This window comes from Bradyrhizobium genomosp. I (2014) (genome assembly GCF_000261685.1).
Classification (GTDB): Bacteria; Pseudomonadota; Alphaproteobacteria; order Rhizobiales; family Xanthobacteraceae; genus Bradyrhizobium.
On sequence record NZ_AJQE01000088.1, the window covers coordinates 1 to 17067 of the forward strand.

Annotated in this window: 19 protein-coding genes; 14 read left to right on the forward strand and 5 right to left on the reverse strand. The window is 65.7% G+C overall.

Going from position 1 to position 17067, the window contains the following annotated elements:
• The 4 genes from IC50_RS08400 to IC50_RS08415 form a co-directional block, all read left to right on the forward strand.
• Nucleotides 1-337: heme exporter protein CcmB (locus IC50_RS08400; RefSeq protein WP_035702941.1), on the forward strand; the 337-nt coding region annotated here is incomplete at its 5' end.
• A 91-nt stretch (nt 338-428) separates the two neighbouring features.
• Nucleotides 429-1220: a heme ABC transporter permease gene (locus tag IC50_RS08405; protein WP_035702943.1), complete on the forward strand. Its 792-nt coding sequence runs from the start codon at nt 429-431 to the stop codon at nt 1218-1220.
• Complete coding sequence (ccmD, locus tag IC50_RS08410; RefSeq protein ID WP_081492393.1) at nt 1217-1402, forward strand: heme exporter protein CcmD; 186 nt, start codon at nt 1217-1219, stop codon at nt 1400-1402. Before IC50_RS08405 ends, ccmD begins: the two co-directional genes overlap by 4 nt.
• Nucleotides 1399-1995: a DsbE family thiol:disulfide interchange protein gene (locus IC50_RS08415; RefSeq protein ID WP_035702945.1), complete on the forward strand. Its 597-nt coding sequence runs from the start codon at nt 1399-1401 to the stop codon at nt 1993-1995. The genes ccmD and IC50_RS08415 overlap by 4 nt, the downstream gene beginning before the upstream one ends.
• A gap of 243 nt (nt 1996-2238) precedes the next feature.
• Here the strand turns inward: IC50_RS08415 and IC50_RS08420 are convergent, their stop codons facing one another.
• Together IC50_RS08420 and ftsY are read right to left on the reverse strand one after the other, a co-directional pair.
• On the reverse strand, nt 2239-2841 hold the full coding sequence (locus tag IC50_RS08420) for a septation protein A (protein ID WP_035702947.1): 603 nt from the start codon (nt 2839-2841) through the stop codon (nt 2239-2241).
• 122 nt (nt 2842-2963) lie between these two features.
• Complete coding sequence (ftsY, locus tag IC50_RS08425) at nt 2964-3908, reverse strand: signal recognition particle-docking protein FtsY (protein ID WP_035702948.1); 945 nt, start codon at nt 3906-3908, stop codon at nt 2964-2966.
• Nucleotides 3909-4120: 212 nt separating this feature from the next.
• On the opposite strand from ftsY, the gene IC50_RS08430 reads away from it, so the two are divergent.
• Both IC50_RS08430 and IC50_RS08435 read left to right on the forward strand, forming a co-directional pair.
• On the forward strand, nt 4121-4822 hold the full coding sequence (locus IC50_RS08430) for an RluA family pseudouridine synthase (protein ID WP_035702965.1): 702 nt from the start codon (nt 4121-4123) through the stop codon (nt 4820-4822).
• 217 nt (nt 4823-5039) lie between these two features.
• Nucleotides 5040-6149, forward strand: coding sequence for a DUF2336 domain-containing protein (locus IC50_RS08435; RefSeq protein ID WP_035702950.1), 1110 nt, complete (start codon nt 5040-5042; stop codon nt 6147-6149).
• A gap of 199 nt (nt 6150-6348) precedes the next feature.
• On the opposite strand, the gene mtaB is transcribed toward IC50_RS08435, so the two are convergent.
• Both mtaB and dapF read right to left on the reverse strand, forming a co-directional pair.
• A complete protein-coding gene (mtaB, locus tag IC50_RS08440; protein ID WP_035702952.1) occupies nt 6349-7599 on the reverse strand; it encodes a tRNA (N(6)-L-threonylcarbamoyladenosine(37)-C(2))-methylthiotransferase MtaB in 1251 nt (416 codons plus the stop codon).
• The gene (gene dapF, locus IC50_RS08445; protein WP_035702954.1) at nt 7599-8474 is read right to left on the reverse strand and encodes a diaminopimelate epimerase; all 876 of its coding nucleotides are present in this window, start codon (nt 8472-8474) and stop codon (nt 7599-7601) included. The genes mtaB and dapF overlap by 1 nt, the downstream gene beginning before the upstream one ends.
• Before the next feature lie 235 nt (nt 8475-8709).
• On the opposite strand from dapF, the gene IC50_RS38970 reads away from it, so the two are divergent.
• Both IC50_RS38970 and IC50_RS08460 read left to right on the forward strand, forming a co-directional pair.
• Entirely contained in the window at nt 8710-9471 is a 762-nt protein-coding gene (locus IC50_RS38970) for a GyrI-like domain-containing protein (protein WP_081492394.1), read from the forward strand.
• Between the two features lie 5 nt (nt 9472-9476).
• Nucleotides 9477-10175, forward strand: a complete 699-nt coding sequence (locus tag IC50_RS08460) for an SIMPL domain-containing protein (RefSeq protein ID WP_035702957.1) — start codon at nt 9477-9479, stop codon at nt 10173-10175.
• 91 nt (nt 10176-10266) lie between these two features.
• Here IC50_RS08460 and IC50_RS08465 read toward each other — a convergent pair whose 3' ends face one another.
• Nucleotides 10267-11247 carry an MBL fold metallo-hydrolase gene (locus IC50_RS08465; protein ID WP_035702967.1) on the reverse strand — a complete coding sequence of 327 codons (981 nt, stop codon included), beginning with the start codon at nt 11245-11247 and terminating at the stop codon, nt 10267-10269.
• Between the two features lie 394 nt (nt 11248-11641).
• Here IC50_RS08465 and ffh point away from each other — a divergent pair, with 394 nt between their 5' ends.
• From ffh to leuC, 6 genes are all read left to right on the forward strand, one after another.
• Complete coding sequence (gene ffh / locus IC50_RS08470) at nt 11642-13189, forward strand: signal recognition particle protein (RefSeq protein WP_035702959.1); 1548 nt, start codon at nt 11642-11644, stop codon at nt 13187-13189.
• Between the two features lie 100 nt (nt 13190-13289).
• The gene (gene rpsP, locus IC50_RS08475; RefSeq protein WP_035702960.1) at nt 13290-13622 is read left to right on the forward strand and encodes a 30S ribosomal protein S16; all 333 of its coding nucleotides are present in this window, start codon (nt 13290-13292) and stop codon (nt 13620-13622) included.
• A gap of 9 nt (nt 13623-13631) precedes the next feature.
• On the forward strand, nt 13632-14183 hold the full coding sequence (gene rimM, locus IC50_RS08480; protein WP_035702961.1) for a ribosome maturation factor RimM: 552 nt from the start codon (nt 13632-13634) through the stop codon (nt 14181-14183).
• 33 nt (nt 14184-14216) lie between these two features.
• A complete protein-coding gene (trmD, locus tag IC50_RS08485) occupies nt 14217-14972 on the forward strand; it encodes a tRNA (guanosine(37)-N1)-methyltransferase TrmD (protein ID WP_035702962.1) in 756 nt (251 codons plus the stop codon).
• Between the two features lie 110 nt (nt 14973-15082).
• The gene (gene rplS, locus IC50_RS08490) at nt 15083-15463 is read left to right on the forward strand and encodes a 50S ribosomal protein L19 (protein WP_011083318.1); all 381 of its coding nucleotides are present in this window, start codon (nt 15083-15085) and stop codon (nt 15461-15463) included.
• 326 nt (nt 15464-15789) lie between these two features.
• The coding region (leuC, locus tag IC50_RS08495) for a 3-isopropylmalate dehydratase large subunit (protein ID WP_035702963.1) at nt 15790-17067 on the forward strand (1278 nt) is incomplete at its 3' end.

Below are 17067 nucleotides of genomic sequence, written 5' to 3' on the forward strand. Positions count from 1 at the left end.
CGCAACCCCCGTGCTCGGCCTGCTGCTCAACCTCGACATGGTCGCCACGGCTGCGGTGGCGCTGACGTTGCTGGCGGGCACCCCGGCCCTGACCTTCACCGGCATGATCGGCGCGGCGCTGGCGGTGACGCTCCACCGCGGCGGGCTGCTGATGGCCGTCCTGGTGCTGCCGCTGTCGATTCCTGTGCTGATCTTCGGCGTTGCCGCCTCGCAGGCGGTGATCGTCGGTCCCATGACGTTCGGCGCGCCGTTCTCGATCCTCTGCGCGCTGTCCCTGGTCAGCCTCGTGATCGGCCCGTTCGCGGCAGCGGCGAGCCTGCGCCATGGTCTCGATTGAGATGGGCTCGACTGACCTTGACCCCGATCAACTTTCGCGGCGGCCTTTCGTGCTGATTGCCTGAGCGGCCCCCGGTGATTATCAGGATACCATGACGCTGATCGACCTCGCCAATCCGACCCGGTTCCTCGCGCTGGCGGCGCGGGTGTTGCCGTGGCTCGCGGCCGCGACCGTCATCCTGCTCGCGATCGGACTCTATCAGTCTGTCTACGCACCCGACGACTACCAGCAGGGCGCGACCGTGAAGATCATGTTCATCCACGTGCCCAATGCCTGGCTGTCGATGTTCGTCTGGGGCGTGATGAGCATTGCCTCGCTGGGCACGCTGGTGTGGCGGCATCCGCTTGCCGATGTCGCCGCCAAGGCTGCTGCGCCCATCGGCGCCGCCTTCACCTTCCTCGCGCTGCTCACGGGCTCGCTGTGGGGCCGGCCGATGTGGGGCACTTATTGGGAGTGGGACGCGCGGCTGACCTCGGTGCTGATCCTGTTCCTGATGTATCTCGGCCTGATGGCGCTGTGGCGCGCGGTCGACGATCCCTCGCGCGCGGCACGCGCCGCAGCGGTGCTGACGCTGGTTGGCGCGATCAATCTTCCGATCATCAAGTTCTCGGTCGACTGGTGGAACACGCTGCACCAGCCGGCCTCCGTGATGCGCATGGGCGGCTCGACGCTCGACAAATCCTTCCTGATTCCGCTGCTGGTGATGGCGATCGCCTTCACGCTGCTGTTCGTCACGCTGCACATCGCGGCAATGCGCAACGAAATCCTGCGCCGCCGGGTCCGATCGCTGCAGATGATGCAGGCGAGCCGCATGGCGTTCTCCAGCGACGTCGGCACCGCGTCGCGTGACGGAAACGCGTCAAAAGAGGTTGGGGCCGCATGATGATGTCACTTGGTCCCTACGCATCCTTCATCGTGACCTCTTACGCGGCTGCCGCCCTCGTGATCGCAATCCTCATCGGCTGGGTCATGCTCGATTATCGCAGCCAGACGCAGCGACTGCGCGAACTGGAGGAGCGCGGCATCACCCGTGGTTCAGGCCGTAGCGCGACGGAGCTGCGATGAGCGATCAGTCGACCTCCGCCCCGCCGCAGCGCCGCACCTTCCTGATGGTGCTGCCGCTGATCGCCTTCATCGGCCTTGCGCTGCTGTTCTGGTTCCGGCTCGGCAGCGGCGACCCCTCGCGGATTCCCTCCGCGCTGATCGGTCGGCCGGCGCCGCAAACGGCGCTGCCGCCGCTCGAGGGATTGCAGGACAACGGCACCCAGGTGCCGGGCCTCGATCCCGCCGCGTTCAAGGGCAAGGTCAGCCTCGTCAATGTCTGGGCGTCCTGGTGCGTGCCGTGCCATGACGAGGCGCCGCTCCTGACCGAGCTCGCCAAGGACAAGCGCTTCCAGCTGGTCGGCATCAACTACAAGGATGCCTCCGACAATGCGCGCCGCTTCCTCGGCCGCTACGGCAACCCGTTCAGCCGCGTCGGCGTCGACGCCAACGGCCGCGCTTCGATCGAATGGGGCGTCTATGGCGTGCCGGAAACCTTCGTCGTCGGGCGCGAGGGCACCATTGTCTACAAGCTGGTGGGGCCGATCACGGCGGATAATCTGCGGACGGTATTGATGCCGCAGATGGAGAAGGCGCTGAAGGGGGCGGGAAGCTAAAGCGCGATGAGATTTGGATGAATCGTCATCGCGCTTTAGGTTGTTGTTTAAGCATGATCTTTTCGGAAAACCTCGGCGCACTTTTCCGGATCATGCTTTAGCGTTAGCGCTTCCGTGCCCCGGACGCAGCGCAGCGATCCTTCATCGATGCGCTGCAGAGCCGGGGCCCATGTCACCACAACCGCATTTGTAGAAACAGCCTGGGTCCCGGCTCGCGCTTCGCGCGTCCGGGACACGAGACCGTCACCCCTTGCTCACATCGCCCGCCTCGGCTTCGCTCGTCTCCAGCGACGCGGGCTCGATCCCGTAGCGCTTGGTCAGCGGCATCTGCGCGATGGCGAAGATCATCGTGATGGGCGTCACGCCGAACACCTTGAAGTTCACCCAGAAGTCCGTGCTCTGGGTGCGCCAGATGATCTCGTTCAGCACCGCCATGCCGGCGAAGAACAACGCCCAGCGCAGCGTGAGGATGCGCCAGCCCTGCGGCGTCAGGTTGAACATCTGGTCGAACATCACGGCGATGAAGGAACGGCCGAACAAGAGGCCGCCGCCGAGGATCGCGGCGAACAGGCCGTAGATGATGGTCGGCTTGACCTTGATGAAGGTCTCGTCGTGCAGCACCAGGGTCAGCGTGCCGAACACCAGCACGATCACGCCGGTCACGATCGCCATGATCGGGATGTGGCGCGTCACCACATAGGAAGCGGCCATTGCTGCCACGATCGCGACCATGAAGGCGCCGGTCGCGGCGAACAGATTGAATTTCGCGTTCACGAAGAAGAACACGAGCAGCGGACCGAGTTCGGTCGCGAGCTTGAACAGCGGATGCGGCTGGGTCTTGTCCATTCTCTCTTCCGTCTCTCCCATCCTTCGAGACGACCGCTCCGCGGTCTCCTCAGGATGAGGACCTCATGTGTGGCACGACCTCATCCTGAGGAGCCGCGCAAGCGGCGTCTCGAAGGATGACGCTATTCGATTCCGGCGATCGCGCGGGCGAAATCGCGCGCGGTGAACGGCGCGAGATCGTCGACGCCTTCGCCGACGCCGATGAAATGCACCGGCAGTTTGAATTTCTCGGCGAGCGCCACCAGTATGCCGCCTCGAGCGGTGCCGTCGAGCTTGGTCATCACGAGGCCGGTGACCCCGGCGGTGCGATGGAAGGCTTCGACCTGCGACAGCGCATTCTGGCCGACCGTCGCATCCAGCACCAGCAGCACGGCATGCGGCGCAGTGTCGTCCACCTTGCGGATGACGCGCACCACCTTTTCGAGCTCGTTCATCAGCTCGGCCTTATTTTGCAGACGCCCGGCGGTGTCGATCAGCAGCACGTCGAGATTCCGCTCCTTCGCCGCGGTCAGCGCGCTGAAGGCAAGGCTCGCCGAATCCGAGCCCTGAGCGCCCGCGATGACCGGCGTCCTGGTGCGCTCGCCCCAGACCTTGAGCTGCTCGATGGCGGCGGCGCGAAACGTGTCGCCGGCGGCGAGCATCACCTTGCGGCCTTCGGACGCGAATTTCTGCGAGAGCTTTCCGATCGTGGTGGTCTTGCCGGAGCCGTTGACGCCGACGACGAGGATCACGAACGGCTTCCTGGCCGTGTCGATCTCGAGCGGCCTCGCCACCGGCGCCAGCACCTTCTCGACCTCGGTGGCGACGACGTCCTTGACCTCGTCCGCCGAGATCGCCTTGTCGTAGCGCCCCGCGCCGACGGCATCCGCGATCCGGACCGCGACGGAAGTCCCGAGATCCGCGCGCAGCAACACGTCCTCGATATCGTCGAGCATGGCGCGGTCGAGCTTGCGCTTGGTGACGAGATCGGCGACCGCGGTCCCGAGCGAGGATGAAGTACGCTTCAGCCCGTTGGACAGGCGGCGCCACCAGCTCAGCTTGGGGGGATCTGACGTGGTATCGTTCATGTGCTCGTGCCGCCGATTTGAAGTTCCTACTCTCTTGCCGCAAGTTCGGTTAGGAACTTCAAATCGAAGAGCGGCACGAGAGAAAATTTCTTTGCCAATGCGGCTTTTGGATTTGGCATTCGCTTCGCGCTTGCGGCGAACACCGAGCGAATGCCAAATCCGCCGCACCGGGGTGTGTTAGCCGTTCCCGCCCCTAAACGAAAGTCTTGCAATTGCTCGATGTTCCCGAATTGACCGCCGACGAGATCATGGCCCGCGTGCTCCATCGCGACGGGCTGATGCTGGTCATCGACAAGCCGGCCGGCCTGCCGGTGCATCGCGGCCCCAAGGGCGGCGCCAATCTGGAGGCTTCCTTCGACGCATTGCGTTTCGGCCTGCCGCGGCCGCCGGTGCTGGCCCACCGGCTCGACAAGGACACCTCCGGATGCCTCGTGCTCGGCCGCCACCGCAAGGCAACCGCCTCGCTCGGCCTGCTGTTCAAGCACGGCAAGATCGGCAAGACCTACTGGACCGTGGTCGAGGGCGGCCCCAGCGCGGACGAAGGCACCATCGACATGCCGCTCGGCCGGCTCAATGCCGAGCGTGGCTGGTGGCAGAAGCCCGACCCCGAGGGCCAGAAGGCCATCACCAACTGGAAGGTGATGGGCCGGGGCGAGGGTTTCACCTGGCTTGCCATGGAACCGGTGACCGGGCGGACCCACCAATTGCGGGTGCATTCGGCCGAGAGCGGATGGCCGATCTTCGGCGATAACATTTACGGCAACGGCCCGCGTTTCGGCGAGCCGCGGCTGCACCTGCACTCCCGCGAGATCGTGGTGCCGATCTCCCGCAACAAGGAGCCGATCCGCGTGGTGGCACCCGCGCCGCCTCACATGCACGAGAAGCTCAGGGCTTGCGGCTGGAACGGGGAATAGGCGCAGACCCTCATGGTGAGGAGGCGCGTCAGCGTCGTCTCGAACCATGAAAGGCCCCGCTGCTGCATCTCGGCCTCTGTCCTTCGAGACGCCCGCTTCGCGGGCCCCTCAGGATCAGGGTCGGAGCCCGATGGTTTACGAAACGTTCAGGGCTCGCCTCTAATGATAACGGTTGCTTAGAAAAGCTTCCGTAACCGCTCAGGACGAGCAGCGCGTGATGACCAGGGCCGGGCTATCGATCATCGACGAGGTCGAATCCGCACTTCGGATCGGCTCGCCGGAAAAGGGTCTGGAAACGGCGCGGCGCGTCACCGACCTGTTCCTGTCTTCCGCCGGTCGTTTCGACGACGAGCAGATCGCGCTGTTCGACGACGTGCTCGAGCGCCTGATCGGCACCATCGAGCTGCGCGCCGTCGCCGACATGGGGGCGCGAATCGCACTGGCCGAGATCAGCGCGCAGCTCGCGCCGATCGCACAAGCGCCGCCCTCGGTGATCCGCCGCCTCGCCAACAACGACGAGATCCGCATCGCCGGCCCCGTGCTGCAGGAATCCGCGCGGCTCGACGACGGCGAGCTGGTAAAGATCGCCTCCAGCAAGGGCGAGCCGCATCTGCTCGCAGTCGCGGGCCGCTGGTGGCTGAAGGAGATCGTGACCGACGCGCTGCTGGCGCGCCGCTATCCCAGCGTCAGCCGGCGCATTGCCGCCAATCCTGGCGCGCGCGTCTCCGGCAATGGATTTACGGTCATCGTCAGCCAGGCGGAAAGCGATCCCGAGCTCGCGATCAGCGTCGGCGTTCGCGTCGATCTGCCGTCGGATCTGCGCCGCCAATTGCTGCGTTCGGCGACGGATGCCGTGCGCACCCGGCTGTTGTCGCGCGCGCCGCCGCATCTGTTCGAGGAGATCCAGAGCGCGATCGCCGCCGTCACGATCGGCGTCGAACGCGAGATGTCCGCCGTGCGCGATTTCGAAGGCGCCAAGCGCGCGATTGCGAGTCTCAAGGCCGCCGGCCAGCTTGATGAGGCGACATTGTTCGGCTTCGCCAGACAGCGGCGCTATGAGGAGACCGTGGCTGCCCTCGCCGCGCTGGCCGAATCGACGGCCGAGGTGATCCGTCCGCTGATGCAGAGCTTGCGCGACGACGGTCTCCTGGTGCCATGCAAGGCCGCGCAGCTCAGTTGGGATACGACCGTGGCCGTGCTCGAAAGCCGCTTCGCGACGGGTGCGATGAAGCCGGCGGATCTCGCACGAGCGCAGGGCCATTTTGCGAGAATGACGCCGGAGAACGCGCGGCGCACACTGCGGTTCTGGCAGGTGCGGGCGTTGTAGGGGCGCTTGCTGCTCATCACACATTCAGCTGTCATTGCCCGCGAAAGCGGGCAATCCAGTATTCCAGAGACGCGGAGATTGAACCGAGAAGCCGCGGCGTACTGGGTCGCCCGGTCCCGTCTCCGCAAGCTACGCCGGGCCCACAGCTGAGCTCGGGGCGAAGCTTTAGCGAAGACGGCAAGCCGGGCGACGACGCCGACTATGCGGTGAGCCGCTCGCCATCAAGGCCGGCAATCACTCGTGGCACGATGCTTCCAACCTGCTCGCCCGCAATCGCCACCGGCAGATAGTGCTCCGTGCGGCCCTGCCCGTCGCTCTCGATCAGCACATCGCGCGTTGCGCCGATTTCGGCTTGCAGCCGCTGCCGCAATGCCGCTTCGCCAGCGGCCCGCAGCCGCTTTGCGCGCTCCTTGATCGCACCGCCAACCTGCGGCATCCGCGCGGCCGGCGTGCCGGGACGCGGGGAGTAGGGGAAGACGTGCAAGAAGGTGAGGCCGCATTCGTCGACGAGATCCAATGAACGCGAGAACATCTCCTCCGTCTCGGTCGGAAAGCCTGCGATGATGTCGGCGCCAAAGGCGATGTCCGGGCGAAGGCGGCGCACCTGGTCGCAGAACGCGACGGCGTCCTTGCGCGAATGCCGCCGCTTCATGCGCTTCAGGATCATGTCGTCGCCCGATTGCAGCGACAGGTGCAGATGCGGCATCAGCCGCGAATCGTCGGCGATGGCGTCGAGCAGGTCGCGATCCGCTTCGATCGAATCGATCGAGGAGATGCGCAGGCGCTTCAGTTCCGGCACATGCCGCAAGATCTGCTTGGTCAGCATGCCGAGCTTCGGCGCGCCCGGCAGATCAGCGCCGTAGCTGGTGAGGTCGACGCCAGTCAGCACGATCTCGGCATGGCCGCGCTCGGCCAGCGCCCGCACCTGCTCCACCACCGCGCCCATCGGCAGCGAGCGCGAATTGCCGCGGCCGAACGGGATGATGCAGAAGGTGCAGCGATGGTCGCAGCCGTTCTGCACCTGCACGAATACCCGCGGCAGGCCGCTCGCATAGCCGTCGACCAGATGCGGCGCCATCTCCCTGATAGCCATGATGTCGCTGACGGCGATCTTCTCGCCGGCGCCGATGGCGAATGCCGCGTGCGTCTCGCGCCACGCTTCGCCGCGCATCTTGTCGTCATTGCCGACGACACGATCGACCTCGGCCATGTCGGCGAACATCGCGGTTTCGGTTTGCGCAGCGCAGCCGGTGACGACGATGCGCGCACCGGGACGCTCGCGCTTCAATTTGCGGATCGACTGCCGCGCCTGCGCCACCGCCTCGTTGGTGACGGCGCAGCTGTTGATGACGATGGTGTCGGAAAGGCCGGCGCCCTCTGCTTTGCCGCGAATCACCTCGGCCTCGAACGCATTGAGGCGGCAGCCGAAGGTGACGACCTCGACGCCCATCACGTGACCGACGCGAACAGCGCCGGATCGAAGGTGCCCTCATATTCGAAGGTCGCCGTCCCCGTCATCAGCACGTGGTCGTCACGCTCGCGCCATTCGATGCCGAGCTTGCCGCCGGGCAGCGTGATCTCGACCCTGCGCTCTGCGCGCTTCAGCCGCGCCGCGGCGACGGCCGTGGCGCAAGCCGCCGACCCGCAGGCCCTGGTCAGGCCCGCACCGCGTTCCCAGGTGCGGATCGTGATGTGCTCGGGATCGACGATATGGGCGAGCGTGATGTTGGCGCGCTCGGGGAAGATGGGATGGTTTTCCAGCAGCGGACCGAAGCGGCCGAGATCGTAGGCGTTGACGTCCTCGACCCAGAACACCGCATGCGGATTGCCCATGCTCACCACGGAGGGCGAATGCAGGATCGGATCGTCGATCGGCCCGATCTGCAATTCGATATAGCGGGTGTCGCGAAACTCTTCCGCCAGCGGAATGTCCTGCCAGCCGAATTTTGGCACGCCCATATCCACGGTGTAGAGATCGGCCGCCGGGCCCTGCCAGGCATTGAGCAGACCGGCGGACGTCTCGAAGGTCGCGGCGGTCTGCCCGGTCTTCTCGAAGATGCGGCGCACCACGCAGCGCATGCCGTTGCCGCAGGCGCCGGCCTCCGAGCCGTCATTGTTGTAGATGCGGATGAAGGCTTCGGTGCCGTCGAGCCGCGGCTTCTGCAGCACCATGAGCTGGTCGTAAGCCACGCCGCCAGGAGCGGACGCCACGGCGCGGGCGTCTTCCGGCGTGACCCGGCCTGCGGAATCGCGCATGTCGACAACGACGATCTCGTTGCCGATGCCGTTCATCTTGGCAAATGCGTGGTTGGCCAGCGCGCTCATGAAAATTCCCGAATTTCGCCTGCCTTATATGGCCATCCTTGCCGGCTTGGCCAGTGATTTGCCGCTGGGCGCCAAGACGTCCGCCATGACGCATCTGTCATGGGACGAATTCGGTGCTCGCGTGTTAGAACGGCGCGGTTCGCGCGAACCGGGACGCGCGACCGGGTTGAGGCCTTGGTGGGTAGGGCCTCGATGAATTCGGGCCTTGGTGAATCAAGGCCTTGGGGAGAATAGAATGACTGGTTTTCGTCGTCTCGCTCTGGCCGCGCTGATCCCGGCGGCGGCCATCTCGATTGGCCTGTCCGGGGCTGCGGCACAGACATCGAGCCCGGCGCCGGCCGCGTCGGCAAGCCCCTCGCCTGCGCCGTCGGCCTTGCCGGCGCCCGCCGCGAGTGCTTCGCCTGCGCCTGCTGCGACGCCCTCGCCGGCGGCCAGCACCTCACCGGCGGCGACGCCTTCGCCCGCAGCCAGTGCCTCACCCAGCCCGGCGGGGCCCCCGCCAGCCACGGCCGCCACCCCCGCCCCGGTGCAGACCGCCGATCCCTTTGGCCTCGAGACCACGCTCGAGGCCAGGAAGGTCGTGATGGTCAAGGGCACTGCCAATTGGGACTCGGCCTTCGACACGCTGATCGACGCTTTCAAGGCGCTGAACACGCTGCTGGACAAGCAGGGCATCAAGCAAGCCGGCAATCCGATGATCGTCTACACCTCGACTGACGACACCGGCTTCACTTTCCTTGCCGAGATCCCGGTCGACCAGGATCCCAAGAACCTGTCCAAGGACATGAGCATCGGCAAATCGCCGGAGGGCAAGGCACTGAAGTTCGTCCATCACGGCTCCTACGACAACATGGACAACACCTATGAGGCAATCACCAATCACCTCGACGACAAGAAGCTGGAAGCCAAGGACACCTTCATCGAGGAGTACCTCACCGATCCCCTGAAGACGGCCGAGGACAAGCTCGTGATCAACGTTTTCGTGCCGCTGAAGTGAGACCGATGAAAAAGCCTGCCATACTCGCCGCCGTTTTCGCCACCGCACTGCTGACGGCGCCAGCACGCGCCGACGATTTTCCGTCCGCCGTTACGGTGAGCGGCGAGGCTACGATTTCCGCGGCACCCGATCTCGCGCACATCGATGCCGGCGTCGCCAACGACGCCAAGACGGCGAAGGAGGCTTCTGACGCCAACAACGCCGCGATGGGCAAGGTACTGCTGGCGCTGAAGGGCGCTGGCATCGCCGAGAAGGATTACCAGACCTCGCGGCTGTCGCTGCAGCCGCAATACGGCCAGAACAAATCCACCGGCGCCTCGCCCGTGGTCGGCTTCCGCGCCTCCAACCGCGTCACCGTGAAGATCCGCGACGTGACCAAGGTTGCCGGCGTGATCGACGCGCTGGTCAACGCCGGCGCCAACGATATCGGCAACATCTCGTTCGAGGTGACGCAGGCGTCAAAGCTGCTCGACGACGCGCGCGAGCAGGCAGTTGCGGATGCGCGGCGCAAGGCGGAGGTCTATGCCAAAGCCACCGGCGTGACGCTGGGCGCGCCGCTCAGCATATCGGAGGGCGGCGCGCCGGTGCCGCTGTTCAAGGCGCGAATGGCAGCGCCAATGGCCGCGCCCGCCGCGGTCGCGCCCGGCGAGGAAACGCTGTCGGTGACGGTGAATGTGAGCTGGGCGATCAAGGCGGGGCAGTAAGGCCGGTCGTAAGAGGCACGCCGCTCGCCACAACAACGGTGTCGTCCCGGCGAAGGCCGGGACGACAGCGGAGAATGACGCCAGCTATCAGCTAAATCTCCACCACCTGCCCCGGCTTCATCGCCACGAACCGCTCCTGCGGGATCTTCGCGGCGTCGAGCGCTTCCACCAGCGCCTTGGCTGGCGCGTCGATCGCCTCGTCCGTCAGCTGGAACGTGCCGTGATGATGCCCGAGCGCGGCCTCGGCGCCGCAATCTGCCAGCGCCTTCACTGCATCTTCCGGATTCATGTGCTGATCGCGCATGAACCAGCGCGGCTCGTAGGCGCCGATCGGGAGGATCGCCAGGCGCAACGGCCCATGCTTCTCGGCGACGCGCCGGAAGTGTCTGCCGTCGCCATAGCCGGAATCGCAGACGATGTAGATCTTGCCGGCCGGCGTCTCCAATACAAAACTCGCCCACAGCGCCTTGTTGCGGTCGAACAGGCCGCGCGCGGTCCAGTGCCTCGTCGGCACCAGATGCACGGCGATGCCGCCGCCGAGCTCGACGCGATCGTGCCAGTCGAAGGCCTCGACCTTGATCGTCGGGTCGGCGCCGCGCATCGCGACGTCGTTGCCGAGCGGGGTGACCACGCGCGGGGCAAAATTCTTGGTGAGCCGCGACAGCGTCGCGATATCCAGATGATCGTAGTGTCCGTGCGAGACCAGCACGACGTCGATCTGCGGCAGCTTCTCGAAGGCGATGCCGGGATCGTTGTGCCGCTTCGGCCCCGCCCAGGCGACCGGGGAGACCCGCATCGACCAGACGGGATCGACGAGCATGTTGAGGCCGCCGGCCTGGATCAGCCAGCTTGCGTGGCCGACGAAGGAGAGCCGGACCTTGCCGCCATCGACGCGCTCCGGCGGGGTGTCGGCATGGGGACTCGGCGCCCACTCCGGCCATTTCGCGCGCTGCCGCTTGCCATCGAACTGCCAGCGCAGCACCTCACGAAGCGATTTCGGCGGCGCGCCGTCGGGGTCGAAGAAGTGCAGGCCGTTGAAATGGTCGGAGGCAGGGCCGTCATGGGTCTTCATGCAGGACATCCAGAGGAGGAGACGCCGACCAGATCACGGCTCCGGCGAGCAGTCCGAAACGGCGGCGGCTGACCGGCACGGCGGGCGTCTAGGGGTAGACGGGGCGGTAAGACATCACCGGCTATATGGGCCCGGCCGGCAGAAAAGGAACCCGTCGCCAAAAATGTCACATTTTCAGTATCTTGCCTTACCAGAGGCACCCCGCCACCCTAACTTTCCTTGACTTTTTGGTGGGAGCGGCGTTTAACCCCGCAACTTTCTCGGAAAGGCTTTCTTTTCGACCCGCCGACTGGCCCCGGAGGCCAGAGGTCAACGCCCGACAGCGCTTTGCGCCCTCGGGCGCAAAGGTGTTTGGAAGATCGCCTCTCCGGCGAGCAGGACAAGGACAACGGCATTGTTCGACAATCTGTCGGAACGGCTTGGCGGCATTCTCGATCGTCTGACGGGGCGCGGTGCGCTGACCGAAAAGGACGTCGACGCCGCGATGCGCGAGGTGCGTCGCGCGCTGCTGGAAGCCGACGTTGCGCTCGAGGTGGTCCGCAGCTTCACCGAGCGCGTCCGCGAGCAGGCGATCGGCGCCACCGTCGTCAAGTCGGTCACACCCGGCCAGATGGTGGTCAAGATCGTCCATGACGAGCTGATCAACACGCTCGGCGCCGAGAGCCAGACCATCGACGTCAATTCCGTGCCGCCGGTGCCGATCATGATGGTCGGCCTGCAAGGCTCCGGCAAGACCACCACCACCGCAAAGCTCGCCCGCCGCCTGGTCCAGCGCGACAAGCGCAAGGTGCTGATGGCCTCGCTCGACGTCTATCGCCCGGCGGCGATGGAGCAGCTGGCCGTGCTCGGCCGCGACCTCGACATTCCGACGCTTCCGATCGTCGCCGGCCAGCAGCCACCGCAGATTGCGAAGCGCGCGCTGGAAGCCGGCAAGCTCGGCGGCTACGACATCGTGCTGCTCGACACCGCCGGCCGCACCACGCTCGACGAGGAGATGATGGCGGAGGCGGCGGCGATCAAAGCCGCGGCGAACCCGCATGAAGTGCTGCTGGTCGCCGACAGCCTCACCGGCCAGGACGCCGTGAACCTCGCGCGCTCGTTCGACCAGCGCGTCGGCCTCACCGGCATCGTGCTCACACGAGTTGACGGCGACGGCCGCGGCGGCGCCGCGCTGTCGATGCGCGCGGTCACGGGCAAGCCGATCAAGCTGATCGGCACCGGCGAAAAGACCGACGCGCTGGAGGATTTCCACCCTGACCGTATCGCCGGCCGCATCCTCGGCATGGGCGACGTGGTGTCGCTGGTCGAGCGCGCCGCCGCCAACATCGATGCCGAAAAGGCCGCGCGCACTGCCGAGCGCATGCGCAAGGGTCAGTTCGACCTCAACGACATGCGCGAGCAGCTGCTGCAGATGTCCAACATGGGCGGCATCAGCGGGCTGATGGGCATGATGCCCGGCATCTCCAAGATGAAGAACCAGATCGCGGCGGCCGGCATCGACGACAAGATCCTGAAGCGCCAGGTCGCGATCATCGATTCCATGACGCGCGACGAGCGCCGACATCCGGATCTGCTGAAAGCCAGCCGCAAGAAGCGCATCGCCGCTGGTTCCGGGCAGAGCGTCGAGCACGTCAACAAGCTGCTCAAGATGCACCGGAACATGGCCGACGTGATGAAGGCCATGGGCTCGGGCAAGCGCGGCCCGCTCGCCGGCATCGCCCAGGCCATGGGCTTCGGCGGCGGCATGAAGATGCCCTCGCCCGAAGAGATGAAGGCGATGCAGGAGAAGATGCAGGCCGGCGGCGGACAGGGTCTGCCGAATTTGCCGAAGGATCTGCCCGCCGGTCTTCGCGGCGGTCTGCCGAACCTTCCTGGACTGACCGGGCTGAGCGGCAAGCCGACGCTGCCGGGCCTTGGCGGTTTCCCGGGCAAGAAGAAATGAGGAATTCGTCGCACGGGATCGCTTCGGTCTCGCGTGACGCGGAATACCAATCAAGCGAACTAAACGTACTTTGCAAATCGCACTTTCTAAGGAGAACTGAATGTCCGTCGTGATCCGCCTCGCCCGCGCAGGCACCAAGAAGCGTCCCGTCTACCACGTCGTCGTCGCCGACTCGCGCTTTCCGCGCGATGGCCGCTTCATCGAGCGTCTCGGCTATTTCAACCCGCTGCTGCCGAAGGACAACGAGGCGCGCCTCAAGCTCGACATGGAGAAGGTGAAGGCCTGGGTCGCCAAGGGCGCACAGCCGTCGGACCGCGTGGCGCGCTTCCTCGACGCCGCCGGCGTCAAGAAGCGCGAAGCGCGCAACAACCCGCAGAAGGCCGTGCCGCGCAAGGAGCGCAAGGCGCAGGCCGAAGCCGCCGCCAAGGCCTAAGGCCAGATCATGTCGGCGCTGGTCTGCGTCGCGCGGATCGGCGCCGCGCATGGTGTGCGCGGTGCGGTCAAGCTGTGGACCTTCACCGAAGATCCCTTCGCCATCAGGCGCTACGGCCCGCTGTCGTCCAAGGACGGCAAGCGCCAGTTCGAGGTCGCCACGGCGCGCGAAGCCAGGGATCATCTGGTCGCGACCTTCAAGGGCGTCACGACCCGCGATGAGGCCGAGCGCCTCAATGGCATCGAGCTCTACGTTCCGCGGGGAAAGCTGCCCGCGACCGAAGAAGACGAATATTACCACACCGACCTGATCGGGCTCGCCGCCGTCACCACCGACGGCAACGCGCTTGGCCGCGTCGTCGCGATCCAGAATTTCGGCGCCGGCGACATCATCGAGATCGCCCCGCCCAAGGGCCCGACGCTGCTGCTGCCGTTCTCCAACGCGGTGGTGCCGGAGGTCGACCTCAAAGGCGGCCGGGTCGTCATCGCGTTGCCGCAGGAGATCGAGGGCGAGGACGAAGATGCCTCTCCAGGTCGTCCCCGCGAACGCGGAGACCCATAACTACAGGCCGTGGTTTTGGCTAAGCTGACCGCAATGACAAACTCCTCACCCTGGCACGTGACCGTGCTGACGCTGTTTCCGGAGATGTTTCCGGGGCCGCTCGGCGTGAGCCTGGCCGGACGTGCGCTGGCCTCCGGACTCTGGCAGCTCGAGGCGCGAGACATCCGGGCGTCCGCCACCGACCGCCACCGCAGCGTCGACGACACCCCGGCCGGCGGCGGCCCGGGCATGGTGCTGCGCGCGGACGTTCTGGCCGCGGCGATCGATGCCGCGGAGATCGGTCCCGAGCGGCCCCACCTGCTCATGAGCCCGCGGGGGCGGCCGTTGACCCAGGCTCGGGTCATAGAGCTCGCCAAGGGCCCCGGCCCCCTGATCGTATGCGGACGGTTCGAGGGGGTGGACCAGCGGGTGATCGACGGACGAAGCCTGGAGGAGGTCTCGATCGGCGATTACGTCCTGTCCGGGGGGGAAATCGCGGCACTGGCCTTGATCGACGCCTGTGTCCGGCTCCTGCCGGGGGTGATGGGCAAGGAGGCCTCGGGAACCGACGAAAGCTTTTCGGACGGCCTGCTCGAATACCCCCAATACACCCGCCCGCAGCTGTTCGAAGGCGCCCCGATCCCTGAGATCCTGACCTCCGGCGATCATGCCAAGGTCGCCAGCTGGCGGCGGGCGCAATCCGAGGCCCTGACGGCGGCCCGGCGGCCGGATTTGTGGGCCCAAGTGCCGACCCATGTCCCGAATCGGGCCGGGCGCCAAAAAACACCAAAAAACAAGACAGACGGGTGACAAACGCTCCGGCTTGCCTTATAGGAGCGGCCAAATCCGCAATGGCTGGATAGACGAATTTTGCGCAGCCCCCCGTTTCCAGGGCTGGGCGCGCCGATGGAGATTTACCCATGAACCTGATCAAGCAGCTCGAGCAAGAGCAATTCGACAAGCTGTCCGCCGGCAAGGACATTCCGGAATTCGGTCCCGGCGACACCGTGATCGTCAACGTGAAGGTCGTCGAAGGCGACCGCACCCGCGTGCAGGCCTATGAAGGCGTCTGCATCGGCCGTTCCGGCGGTGGCCTCAACGAGAGCTTCACCGTCCGCAAGATCTCCTACGGCGAGGGCGTGGAGCGCGTGTTCCCCGTGATGTCGCCGATGATCGACTCGATCAAGGTGGTGCGCCGCGGCAAGGTGCGTCGCGCCAAGCTCTATTACCTGCGCAACCTCCGCGGCAAGTCGGCCCGCATCGTCGAGAAGCAGGACCGCCAGGCCGCCGTCGGCGAGTAAGCTCCGCCACCAGGTAAGTTTCGAGAAGCGCGGGGCTCGGCTCCGCGCTTTTTTGTTGCGTCAGCCGTGCGCGTCAAACCACTCGCGATTCCAACTCGGCCTGCTATATATTCCTGGAATGTTTCCAGATCCGACCAGCCTCGCCCCCGTCAAGCGCATCGTCATCGACGATCGTTCGCGGCTGCCTGGCCGGTTCTTCGGACGCTTCGCGACCTCGGCAACGTCAGAGCTTATTCGCGCAGCCTGAAAGGCTGCGCTGACGATTTGTTGCCCGCGCGCTGCCTGCGCATATCCGCTGACACAACGTTCTTTCGGAGCTGACGCTCATGTCCAAGCCGACCACATTGTACGACAAGATCTGGAACGACCATCTGGTGCACGAAGCCGAGGACGGCACCTGCCTGCTCTACATCGATCGCCATCTGGTGCACGAGGTGACCTCGCCGCAGGCGTTCGAAGGCCTGCGCGCGACGGGGCGCAAGGTCCACGCGCCCGAGAAGACGCTCGCCGTCGTAGATCACAACGTGCCGACCACCGACCGCACCAAGCCGAATCCCGATCCTGAGAGCATCGAGCAGATCAAGGCGCTGGCCGAGAACGCCAAGGAATTCGGCATCGAATATTACAACGAGTTCGACAAGCGGCAGGGCATCGTCCATGTCATCGGCCCCGAGCAGGGCTTTACGCTGCCCGGCACCACCATCGTCTGCGGCGACAGCCACACCTCGACGCATGGCGCGTTCGGCGCGCTCGCGCACGGCATTGGCACCTCCGAGGTCGAGCACGTGCTGGCGACGCAGACGCTGATCCAGAAGAAGGCGAAGAACATGCGCGTCACCGTCGACGGCAAATTGCCTGACGGCGTGACCGGCAAGGACATCATCCTGGCCATCATCGGCGAGATCGGCACCGCGGGCGGCACCGGCTACGTGCTGGAATATGCCGGCGAAGCGATCCGCGCGCTCTCGATGGAAGGCCGCATGACGGTCTGCAACATGTCGATCGAAGGCGGCGCGCGAGCAGGTCTCGTCGCACCCGACCAGAAGGCCTACGACTTCCTGCGCGACCGTCCGAAGGCCCCGAAGGGCGCGGCCTGGGATGCGGCGATGCGCTATTGGGAGAAGCTGCGCTCCGACGAAGGCGCGTATTTCGACCATGAGCTGCGCCTCGATGCGGCGAAGCTGCCGCCGATCGTGACCTGGGGCACCAGCCCCGAGGACGTCATCTCGGTGACCGGCATCGTGCCCGATCCCGACAAGATCGCGGACGAGGCCAAGCGCATCTCCAAGCACCGGGCGCTGAAATACATGGGCCTGACCGCGGGGACGAAGATCACCGACATCAAGCTCGACCGCGTCTTCATCGGCTCCTGCACCAACGGCCGCATCGAAGACTTGCGCGCGGCGGCGAAGATTGCCGAAGGCAAGACCGTTTCAGCGAACGTCAACGCCATGGTCGTGCCGGGCTCCGGCATCGTGAAGGAGCAGGCTGAGGCCGAAGGTCTCGACAAGATCTTCATCAAGGCCGGATTCGAATGGCGCGAGCCGGGCTGCTCGATGTGCCTCGCCATGAACCCGGACAAGCTGAAGCCGGAAGAGCGCTGC